The sequence below is a fragment of the Rhodococcus sp. NPDC077669 genome (assembly GCF_040686915.1).
GTDB lineage: Bacteria > Actinomycetota > Actinomycetes > Mycobacteriales > Mycobacteriaceae > Rhodococcoides > Rhodococcoides fascians.
Window position 1 is genome coordinate 218,377 of sequence record NZ_JBFBMD010000008.1, and the last position, 11,158, is coordinate 229,534.

Sequence of the window (11,158 nt, forward strand, 5' to 3'; positions counted from 1 at the left end):
TCAGATCTCCTTGAGCGGTACCGCTCCGAGTTCGCTCACCAGCAGTTCCATGGCGACCGTTTCCGGGTCCCGACGAACCGACGGGTCCGCGGGTTCGGCCGCGGCCTTGAGCAGTTCTTCCTCGTCCTCCGGCGTCTCCGGAGGCGGCGGACCTACCGGCTCGGGATCATCGGGATAGTCCGGGGCCTCGGGCATCGGAATATCTGCGTCCGATCCATCGCCCGCTGAACCGAAACCGTCCGACGTCGGACGGGGAGCCCCTGCCTGGCTCGGCCTCGAGAACTTCGGCAGCGACGCGGGTTTCGCTGCCGGTTCATCTTTTTTTGCTGATGACGGTTCCGGTGGTGCCGCTGCACCCACCAGACAGACCACCGACCATTCGACGCCGAACACGTCACGCAACGCGTCCCGAATGACGTCGGCGTTGCGGGGTTCTTCGAGACGCTTCGCGAGCGGTGCCGAATCGTGGCCGAGAGTGATGGTGCCGTTCTCGACGGTGCGTACCGACGCACCGGACAACATCACCTCGACGGTCCTGCTTCGCTCTCGTACCTTGGTTCGCACCTCGGACCACACTGCGCGGACGGCCGCCGCATCGGGCTCGTTGGAGGCAGCCGCGGGTGCCGCGACAGGCTCGGGTTCGGATTCGTACACCGGCTCGGGTTCCGGGCCGTACTCGTCCTCGGGCTCCGGCGGAAAATCCTCGTGAGAGAGCGATGGTTCCGAATGCTGTTGCGCTGCAGCGGAAGTCGTGACCGGTGCGGGCGCGGGTTCCGGTTCGGGGGTTGGAGCTGGCTCGGGTGTCGGGACCGGCTCGGGTGTCGGAGCCGGTTCGGGCTCGGGTGTCGGGACCGGTTCGGGTGTTGGAGCCGGTTCGGGGGTCGGAGCCGATTCGGGTGTGGGAGCCGGTTCGGGTGCGGGAGCCGGTTCGGGGGCTGCAGGCTCGGGTGTGGGAGCGGGCTCGGGGGCTGCAGGCTCTGGCACCGGAGACGGTTCCGGGACCGCCATGGGTTCGGGTGCCGCGACAGGCGCAGGCGCTGGTGTCGGAGCGGGGGTTGGCGCCGGAGCGGGGGCGGCCTCGGCAGCCGGCTGTCGCTGGGACGGTCGCTGGAATTTGTTCACCGGGGGCGGGCCGGAGGGTGCAGGCTCTTCGGTCGCGGGCAGCTGTGGTCGTGTCGGGTCTGCGGCTGCCTGTGCCACTGCGGCCTGTTCGCCGGCAGGAAGGGTGACGTCCAGGCGACGTTCGACGCGTTCGAGCCTCTGCAACACAGCCGATTCCGCATCGGAGGCCGACGGCAGCAGCATCCGTGCGCACATCACTTCGAGCAGCAGACGCGGCGCGGTGGCCCCTCGCATTTCGCCGAGGCCCGAGTGGACGATCTCGGCGTAGCGAGTCAGGGTCGCCGAGCCGAGCAGGTCCGCCTCGTCGCGGAGTCGTTCGAGGACGTCGCCCGGCACGTCGACCAGGCCACGTTCACCGGCGTCGGGTACGGCCTTCATGAGGATCAGGTCTCGCATGCGATCGAGGAGGTCGATGGCGAAGCGACGTGGGTCGTGGCCGGCGTCCATCACCTTGTCGACGGTGCCGAACAGTGCGCCGCCGTCTCCCGCGGCCAGGGCGTCGACGGCCTCGTCGATCAGCGCGACGTCGGTGACGCCGAGCAGCGACAGAGCTCGCGGGTAGGTAACGCCTTCCGGTCCGGCTCCGGCCAGCAACTGGTCCATGACCGACAGCGAGTCACGCGGAGAACCGCCACCCGCCCGGATGACGAGTGGATAGACCGCGTCCTCGACCGGTACCTGTTCCTGACCACAGATCTTCTCGAGCAGAACGCGCATCGTCGACGGCGCGAGCAGTCGGAACGGGTAGTGGTGGGTTCGCGAGCGGATGGTGGGGAGCACCTTCTCCGGCTCGGTGGTCGCGAAGATGAAGACCAGATGCTCCGGCGGTTCCTCGACGACCTTGAGCAGCGCGTTGAAGCCGGCCGGGGTGACCATGTGTGCCTCGTCGATGATGAAGATGACGTAGCGCGACTCGGCCGGGGCGTACACGGCTTTGTCTCGAAGATCGCGGGCATCGTCGACGCCACCGTGGCTGGCTGCGTCCATCTCGACGACGTCGAAGTTGCCGGGCCCGCCCGGTGCCAGTGCGACGCAGGAGTTGCACACACCGCAGGGGGTGGAGGTCGGTCCTTCGGCGCAGTTCAGCGATCGGGCGAGGATGCGCGCCGAGGACGTCTTTCCGCAGCCACGAGGGCCTGAGAAGAGATAGGCGTGGTTGATTCTGTTGGAATCGAGCGCCACGCTGATCGGTTCGGTGACGTGCTCCTGACCGACGACTTCGGCGAACGTCGCGGGACGGTACTTCCGGTAGAGGGCCACGCCCGAAAGGGTACCGGCGACCGACGACAGAGTTGCATCGTGCATCAGTGCGGACCGGCGGACACCGCTCTGATGTTCATGATCGCGAAGCTTTCCCGGCTGCCGGTGGACGTCGACAGCGCGAGTAGCCAGTTGCCGTCCTGCAGCGCGTCCGAGATCGCGTGCCGCACGATTGCGCCTTTCGAGTTCTGATAGTCGATCGAGACGGGTGCGCCGCGCGCTGCGGCGTCGGTCAGCGCATCGAGCTCCCGTGGCAACAGTCTGCTGTGCCTGCTGAGTGCGGAGCGCACCCGCGCGTCGTCGACGGTGTCGGGGTCGCCTGTCTGCAGCAGCTGTGCCAGCTCGCGTGATTCGCGTCGAGCCGGTGCTGCGGGTGCGCTCGGGTGCGGGGTGCGGGTGGTGTTGGCGCGGACCTTGGTCGCGCTGTCCAGCTCGAGCCGGCCGGTGTCGGAATGTCGCACCGGGGAGTATCCGTGCCTGCGCAGCACCGCGAGAGTGTCGGTGGGTGTGGCAGAACTGATCAGGACTGTCGGCGCGAGCCGCTGGAACTTCAGCACCGCCAATGCCTCGTCCGTCTCGATGTTCGTCAGCAGTACGACGTCCTCGGAGACGATGGCGCACGGGATCTTGCGCACGGCCAGTGCGCCGTAGGTGCGCCAACAGTCTCGGATCGTGTAGGCCAGGGCTTGGGGAACGTCGGTGTCGGCCATCTCGGCGAGGGCGTCGATCAACTCCTCCCCGGTACCACCGGTGTCGAAGAAGCGGCGGATCGTCGCCGGGGTGAACCGCCAGACCGACGCCACTTCCCTCGACTCGGGTTGCGCGGCCGCACCGAGTATCGACGCCACCTCTGTGCTCGGCGGCCCGGTGACCACTGCGGTCGAATCGGGCAGCAGGCGCACCGAGAACGGCACCCAGTCGGCCAGATCCTGTAGCTGCGTTGCCAGCGCGGTGGCGATCTGGCGCGGATCGCCGTCTCGGCCCACCCGGAAGTCCGTCAGGGTGGCGCACAGATCGGTCGGTGCGCCGTCGACCAGAACTCCGAGGCGGGTGGCCTCGACCCAGAGTGCGCGCACGTGGCCAGGCCCGGCGCTCGTCGAGACGACCGGGATATGCCACTCGAGGTAGCGGGCGAATTCGTCGGAATCGGACAACACCGGCGTCGGGCTGTCGGATCCACCGAGGCGCAGAAGAGCCGCCAAGGCAGTCGAACGCACGTCTGCGGCCGCGGGATCGTCGAGCATCTTCTTGAGTACCGGCGAGGTCTTCTGGGAGGATCTCGGCACCCGATGGGTCGGCGTGAAGGGCGAGCACCACCACGCGGCCAGCAATGCTGCCGCCTGCTCGTATCGCGAGCTCGTCGACCATGTTTCGTAGGTCGAGGTCAATGCGACGCCGGTCTTTCCCCGGTCGGCGAGCAACCCGGCTTCGCGCGCCAGCATCAGTATCAACGCGGTGTGATGCTCGTCGGCGAATCCCAGACGAGCAGTCAGCGCACGGAGCTCTTTGGCGCTGAGGCCACCGGTCTTCATCATTGCCAGGCCATCGGTGTCGATTGCCGTCAACAACGCCTGCGTGTGCTCACAGAACTGCAGCAAGGCTATGGAGCGGGCGCGCTGCGAGTCATCCTGCGAGAGAGCATGATTGGCGAATTCCGGCGGCCTGAGCTCGATGGGCAATCGCCACCCGTCTCCTCGCAGCGCGATGCTCACTTCCAACGGCATCTCGACGCGATGCCCGTCCAATCGATACAGCAGCCCGCGCTCGAAGGCGGCGGCACCTGCGGTCGGCGGCACATCGAAGATCAACGACGCCGGTTGTCCATCGACGAAGCGAGACAACATCTCTCGCATTTCGGGCGGGCCGTCGTCGAACAAGGCTCGGATACGTTCGGGGGTCATCGCGGCCGCGACGGCGTCGGCGCGTTCGGCTCGATCGAGCGAGGAGTCGACGCCGAGGCGAGCCAGCAAAGCAAGTCGATCCTGCTCGACGGCGCAGTGCAGGAACAACTTTCGCTGCCTACGGGCAAGTCCGAACGGATGCGAGAACACGCCGGACAGATCGACGGGGCGGTACTCGACCGCGTCCGAGCCCCCTGTTGTGTGCGGCCAGATCAGGCCGTAGGCCATCAGAGTGTTCAGGGCTGCATCGATATGCGGCGTCTCGTTCGAGATTCCCTCGCCCGTCCAGTGGCCGATCTCGGCGCGGCTGAGATCTTCCATGAGCGCGAACAACTCGAGCAGGTCGAGCGCACCTCTGTCGAGTTTCCGCGGTAAGGCCGCCACCCGCCAGGGCGAGCCGAGGAGTTGCGCGAGCAACCCGAACGAGCGGGGTGGCGGGTCGGTTGCCACGTCCGGTCGACGTCGCAACAGATCCGTCAGTGCGTCCTCGTCGAGCGAGGCCAGCCACCCCTCGTACGTCCCGATCTTCTCGGTCATCTCGTCCCCCCCGGCGCAAGTTCTGCCACAACGTACCGACGGGCACCGACAGACTTATTTGTTCTTGGCTGCCGCTTTCGCTGCCTTCTTGAATTCGCGTACCTCGAGCAGGGACTTCTCGTCGACGACATCGGCGATGGATCGACGCGCACCCTCGTCGCCGTACGCTCCGGCGGCCTTTCGCCACCCGTCGGGCGTCACGCCCATCTGCTTGCCGAGCAGCGCGAGGAAGATGCGCGCCTTCTGATCGCCGTAGCCGGGAAGTGCTTTGAGACGCTTCAGAACCTCGGCACCGTCGGGGTCGTCGCGGATCCAGATTTCCTGCGGCTTGCCGTCGTAGTTCTCGACCAGAAATGCGGCGAGTCCCTGGATGCGCTTGGCCATCGAGCCGGGAAAACGATGCACGGCCGGGGTCTGCGCGCACAATGCGGCGAAGTCGTCCGGATCGGCGTCGGCGACGGTGTCGACCTTCAGATCACCGAGACGGTCGACGAGCTTCTTCGGGCCGGCGAAAGCGGATTCCATCGGTACCTGCTGATCGAGCAGCATGCCGATCAGCAGCGCGAACGGATCCTCGGCGAGCAGTGCATCGGCCTCCGGATCGCCGACGAGGTTCAGAGTGCGAGACATGGCCCCGATCCTGCCATGTCCGGCAGAAGCGACCGGGTCAGGTGATGGACACCAATTGCGTGATGTCGTCGAAGGGCAGCGGCCCATCCACGACGGCTCCGACGACGGCGCTGTTGAGGATGATCGATCCGCCGTGATTGTCGAGGAATGCGGTGTCGGCTGCGTCGCGTCCGGTTGCGATGCGCACCAGGGTCGATCGCGGCGCGAGGCAGGTGGCGTCGACCACTCGCCATTGTCCTTCGACGAAGGCTTCGGCGACAGCGTGGAAGTCCATCGGATCGCAGCCCGGCGCGTACACGGCCACGAGTCGAGCGGGCACGTTCACTGCGCGGAGCAGTGCGACGACGAGGTGGGTGTAGTCGCGGCACACCCCGGCACCGGCGAGGAGGGTGTCGACGGCGCCGTCGATGGGGTCGCTGCTTCCGGGAACGTAGCTCAGCCGGGCTCCGACCCAGGACGACACCTCGGCGAGCAGCTTCTCCGACGGCGGGTACGAGCCGAATTCCGTTGCCGCGAAACCGAAGAACTTGTCTGCCTCGGCGTAGCGGCTCGGCCGCAGATACAGCGACAGGTCGTAATCGGACACCGGTGCCGGGTCGGTGTTGCCGTAGATCGTCGCCGAGTACGACGCTTCGAGCTTGCCGACGTCGGCGTGCAGCTTGTGGATGCGAGTGCCGTGTGCGCCGCTGATCTCCTGCGCTTCGACGGGCTGGCCGTCGAGTGTGAACGAGAGTGCCTCCCACACTTCGGTTCCTGGGTGCGGCGCGATCGCGATCTGGAACTCGAGGGTGCTGGCCTCGGTCACATCGACATCGAGGTACGCGGAGACGTCACGTTTCATCGTGCCGATCCTGCCATCTCCGAGCGGTTCTCGCAGACTAAGACTCGTCGGTGGGGCGCGCTCCGGTCACCAGGAAGATGACCCGTTTCGCGACCTCGACGGTGTGGTCGGAATAACGCTCGTAGAAGCGGCCGAGCAACGTGATGTCGACGGCGGCCGGTACACCGTGCGGCCAGTCGGGCGCGGAGGTCAACATGAACAGGCTGCGGTGAAGAGCGTCCATCTCCTCGTCCTGCGTTCGCAGACTCGCGGCGAGTTCGGCGTCCCGCGTCTCGAGCACCCGTTGGGTCGCCTCCGCTTGAGCGATGGCTACCCGACCCATCTCGGTGAACACGCCCTCGACCTCGGGCGGCAGCACATGCGCGGGGTGACGGCGGCGGGCCAGCTCGGCGATGTGCACCGCGAGTCCACCCATGCGCTGGAGGTCGGCCACGATGTTGATCCCGGATACGACACGGCGCAGATCGTGAGCAACCGGCGACTGTCGAGCGAGGAAAGCGAAGGCCTCGTGTTCCCATTCGACGGCGAGAGTGTCGATCTCTTCGCGGTACTCGATCGTCTGCTCGGCGAGCACGATGTCGGCGGTGAGCAGCGCGCGCGTGGCGTCAGCCATCGCTCGTTCCGCGATTCTCGACATTTCGGACAGCTCCGACGCCAACGTGTCGAGCGCCTCCGTGTAACTGTCCCGCATGTTCACTCACCCCAACCGCTCGACAGCCCAACCTCAGGGCATTGCAGGGCAGTACCCTGCTGCGCATCCTTCTACACCCTCACACCGCTGTGGGCTCGTTGGAGAACTCGACGGTGTGACGTCGGTCATTCCTGCTGACACGAATCGATGGTCGACATGGGAGGGAACGCCGAACGGCCCGCGCTCGGTGAGCGCGGGCCGTTCGATCATCGGTTGCCGATCAGCAATTCGACGGGGCGGGCACTCCGTAGAAGCGATCCTTGATCCAGCTCTGAGCTTCGCCGAGACCGAGGATGTCCGGGATCAGATGCCCGGCACCGGAACCCGGCACGATAGCCGGGACCTGCGCGGAACTGAGCTGCACTGTTGCACCCTTGCCGCACCAGTCGCCGGCCAGTTCGACGGCCTGACCGTGGGGCACGATGTCGTCGGAGGTACCGGACTGGATCAGTACCGGGGCATTCGGCGTACGCTCACCGATCTTGTTCTTGGCCAGGATTTCCTGCGCGACGGGCAACCTGTCCAGCACGACCGACAACGGCTCGCCGGTCTTGGTGTACTCGTTGGTGCGGTGCAGCCCGACGTTCAGAATCGTCTCTCCGACACACTGATTCGCGACCAGGTTCAGCATGGCCTTTCCTGCGTCGTTGATGTTCTCGTCGACGATCGGCTGCAGACCGGGGTCGGAATTGAGCAGGCCGTTGAGGGTGTAGCCGATCACGCCCGTGAGGATGGTGCCGTCGACCTGTTCGAGGGTCGCCTTCAGATCCGCGGGAGGTGCTCCTGCGTAGGTGCCGACCAGGTCGAGTTCCGGGGCGTATTCATCGGCGATCTCGGCCGCCGCTGCGGCAGCTCCGCCACCCTGCGAGTAGCCGTAGGCCGCGACCGGGCCGTCGCCGGAGATCTTGGTGCCCTGCAACTGCCGAGCTGCGCGGGCCGCGTCGAGCACGGCATGGGCCTCGGACGCGCGGTTCACATAGGTGTGCGCGCCCGGCGTGCCGAGACCCTCGTAATCGGTGATCACGACGCCATAGCCTTGGGAGAGAAGCGAATACGCGGCCAGTACCTCGTACTCGACCATGAATCCGAGCGGCGGGGTGTAGGTGATGACGTTGTTGAGCATCTTCGACGGCGCGCACTGATCGCCCTGCCCCTGCGTTCCCGGTGCCAACACCACGAGCGGGCGCGGCCCCGGACCGGTCCACGGCGCGGCCGGGTCGATGTAGGTACCCGTGACGGCGTTGGCGTCGTCGTTGGAATCGGTGCTGCGGTACATGATTCGGGTTGCCTCACCCGGCAGGGTGCCGCCGATGCCCGGCACCGACAGCGCGAGATGCGAAGGCTCGGAACGAATCACGTCGCCCGGCGCGCCGGCGGGCAGCGGGCTCGGCGGAATGTAGAAGTCGGATTCGACGGTCGAACCCGTCGACGGTGCTGCCGACACGGCCGGCGCAGTCACCCCCATGAACACTGCCATCACTGCCACGGCCGAACCGAAGACACGCGTCGAACGCAAATCGAACCCCCAACGTCTGAACACCTGCTGCCAGGTGTGCGCTACCCCGCGTAGCACTTACCGTGACGCACCTTACGTGACGGCGCACACAACGTACAGACCGAAGTTGGACGAATCACCAGTCAGCGGCGGCGACCGTGCATGGCCGCCTTCGCCGTATCCACTTCGTCGTCGGTGAAGGGACGTCCGGGGAGCTCCGATCGGGGTACCGAATCACCGCGCAGGCCGTCGAGCAGCACCGTGAAGTACCGACGCCAGTTCGCGGGATCGACATGACTGGAGAATTCGACGGTCGAGCCGATCATCCCCAGCACCGGATAGAAGTCGGTGACGGCCACATCGGGACGCAGCTGACCGGATTCGAGGGCGCGATCGACGATTTTCGCGAAGAACGGATCGATCCGTCGGCGCATCTCCGCGATGCCGCGGCACCCCTCGTCCGACCCGAGGACCACATCACCGAGCCCGCGGTCGGAGGCCATTTCCTCGCATACGTCCGAGAGAAAGCCCACCAACCCACTCCAGGGATCTTCCGCTTCGAGGGCGCGTTCGGCACTGGCGAGCATTCCCTCGAGGCGCTGCTCGAAGACGCCGTCGATGAGCTCTTCCTTGCACGAGAAGCGGCGATAGACGGTGCCGACGCCCACCTTGGCGTGTGCGGCGACGTCGTCGAGCGTGATGTCGATACCGCGGGAAGCGAACAACTCGCGAGCCGCGTCCACGATGCGGCGTCGGTTGCGTTCGGCATCCGCCCGTAGGGGCTTCGATGCCGCTGTGTCCGCTCTCACACTCATTCGATGTCCGTTTCACCCGATAAGCGGAGGACATTCCTCCACTTAGCTGCTACCTTTGCCCTACAACCGGAGGATACACCTCCGCATACTCGAACCGAGGACACCATGACCACCCTTTCATCGGAGAACGTGGACGGCGCAACGTCGACCACGACGCCGGCGGACGAGCGTGCGCACCGGAATCGCTGGTTGATTCTCGCCACTCTCGGACTGGCCCAGCTCATGGTCGTGCTCGACGCGACCATCGTGAACATCGCACTCCCCGCCGCCCAGCTCGATCTGGGCTTCGACAACGCCGACCGCTCCTGGGTCGTCACCGCCTACGCACTCGCGTTCGGCAGCCTGTTGCTCCTCGGTGGACGCTTGAGCGACCTCTTCGGTCGACGTAACACCTTCCTCATCGGCCTCGTCGGCTTCGCGTTGATGTCGGCAGTGGGCGGCGCGGCCGTCAACTTCGGCATGCTCGTCGCTGCCCGCGCCGGTCAGGGCGTCTTCGGTGCGCTGCTGGCACCCGCGGCCCTGTCACTGCTGGCCACCACCTTCACCGACACCAAAGAACGCGCCAAGGCCTTCGGCATCTTCGGTGCCATCGCCGGCGGCGGAGGCGCACTGGGTCTACTGCTCGGCGGCATGCTCACCGAGTGGGCCAACTGGCGCTGGAGCCTGTACGTCAACCTGATCTTCGCTGCGCTCGCCTTCGTCGGAGCCTTCCTGTTCTTGGCCAAGCACAAGGTCGACGTCCGACCCAAGCTCGACATCCCCGGAACGATCGCCGTCTCCGCTGCGCTGTTCTCGATCGTCTACGGCTTCGCCCACGCCGAGTCCGACGGCTGGAGCAACCCCGTCACCCTCGGCTTCCTTGCGGCAGGTGTCGTTCTTCTCGCCGTCTTCGTAACCATCCAGAATCGCGTCGAACACCCTCTGCTGCCGCTGCGCATCGTTCTGGATCGCACCCGGGCCGGATCATTCCTCGCGGTGTTCGTCACCGGCGCAGGCATGTTCGCGGTGTTCCTGTTCTTGACCTACTACCTGCAGAGCACGCTGAAGTACACCCCGATCACCACCGGGTTCGCGTTCATGCCGATGATCGCGTCGCTGATCCTCACCGCGACACTGTCGACGGCACTGATCCTCCCCCGGTTCGGACCGCGCATCCTCATGACGACCGGCCTGGTCGTCGCGTCGATCGGTATGGGACTGCTCACCCAGATCGATCTGGACAGCAGCTACGTCACGCACATCCTGCCCGGCCTGATCATCATGGGTCTCGGACTCGGTGCCACCATGGCACCGGCCATGCAGGGCGCAATCTCGGGCGTCGCCCCGGACGACTCCGGCGTCGCGTCGGCAACGGTGAACACCATGCAGCAGGTGGGCGGCTCGATCGGCACCGCACTCCTGAGCACCGTGGCAGCCAACGCCGCTACCAGCTACGTCAGCTCCAACATGGCGACGGCAACCGATGCGGCTCTGCTGCAGGCCAACGCCGAAATTGCCAGCTACACGACCACCTTCTGGTGGGCGTCGGGCATCTTCCTACTGGGCGCGGTGCTCTCGGCCACGCTTTTGAAGAAGGGGCCGCTGCCCTCCGCTCCCGAGGGTGCGGTCGTCGTCGGGCACTGAGAGCGGCTTCGCCGCATGTGAGTGGAAACGCGTAGCCTGCTACGAGTTTCCACTCAGTGATACTGGAGTCGTTCGTCGAGGTGGAAGGTATGACTCGTTTCCGCTCTGACGCCGATGGCTGTCTTTCATGTGATGTGTCGGCCTTCGCCTCGACGGACATCGTTCACACGCGACCGGTGGGCGGAGTGACTTGATAGGAGCCTGACCAAAGAGTCCCGTCACTGTGTTGTCCGCCGTCCCGGC

General features: G+C 66.1%; 8 protein-coding genes. 1 reads left to right on the forward strand and 7 read right to left on the reverse strand.

Annotated elements, in window-relative coordinates; all coding sequences use genetic code 11:
• The 7 genes from AB0P23_RS12880 to AB0P23_RS12910 all read right to left on the reverse strand — a co-directional run bounded on the left by AB0P23_RS12880 (position 1) and on the right by AB0P23_RS12910 (position 9,292).
• Positions 1-2,382, reverse strand: coding sequence for a DNA polymerase III subunit gamma and tau (locus AB0P23_RS12880; RefSeq protein ID WP_032399349.1), 2,382 nt, complete (start codon positions 2,380-2,382; stop codon positions 1-3).
• Positions 2,383-2,426: 44 nt separating this feature from the next.
• A complete protein-coding gene (locus AB0P23_RS12885) occupies positions 2,427-4,820 on the reverse strand; it encodes a helicase-associated domain-containing protein (RefSeq protein WP_363797779.1) in 2,394 nt (797 codons plus the stop codon).
• A 54-nt stretch (positions 4,821-4,874) separates the two neighbouring features.
• Complete coding sequence (locus AB0P23_RS12890; protein WP_287454726.1) at positions 4,875-5,450, reverse strand: HhH-GPD-type base excision DNA repair protein; 576 nt, start codon at positions 5,448-5,450, stop codon at positions 4,875-4,877.
• 37 nt (positions 5,451-5,487) lie between these two features.
• Positions 5,488-6,291: a transglutaminase family protein gene (locus AB0P23_RS12895; RefSeq protein WP_045841454.1), complete on the reverse strand. Its 804-nt coding sequence runs from the start codon at positions 6,289-6,291 to the stop codon at positions 5,488-5,490.
• A 37-nt stretch (positions 6,292-6,328) separates the two neighbouring features.
• Complete coding sequence (phoU, locus tag AB0P23_RS12900; RefSeq protein ID WP_027494559.1) at positions 6,329-6,982, reverse strand: phosphate signaling complex protein PhoU; 654 nt, start codon at positions 6,980-6,982, stop codon at positions 6,329-6,331.
• Positions 6,983-7,202: 220 nt separating this feature from the next.
• Complete coding sequence (locus tag AB0P23_RS12905; protein WP_045841657.1) at positions 7,203-8,459, reverse strand: lipase family protein; 1,257 nt, start codon at positions 8,457-8,459, stop codon at positions 7,203-7,205.
• A 161-nt stretch (positions 8,460-8,620) separates the two neighbouring features.
• Complete coding sequence (locus AB0P23_RS12910) at positions 8,621-9,292, reverse strand: TetR/AcrR family transcriptional regulator (RefSeq protein ID WP_032369276.1); 672 nt, start codon at positions 9,290-9,292, stop codon at positions 8,621-8,623.
• Positions 9,293-9,397: 105 nt separating this feature from the next.
• On the opposite strand from AB0P23_RS12910, the gene AB0P23_RS12915 reads away from it, so the two are divergent.
• Positions 9,398-10,915 (forward strand): DHA2 family efflux MFS transporter permease subunit, encoded by a 1,518-nt coding sequence (locus AB0P23_RS12915; RefSeq protein WP_032364593.1) that lies wholly within the window; start codon positions 9,398-9,400, stop codon positions 10,913-10,915.
• The last annotated feature ends 243 nt before the right edge of the window (positions 10,916-11,158 follow it).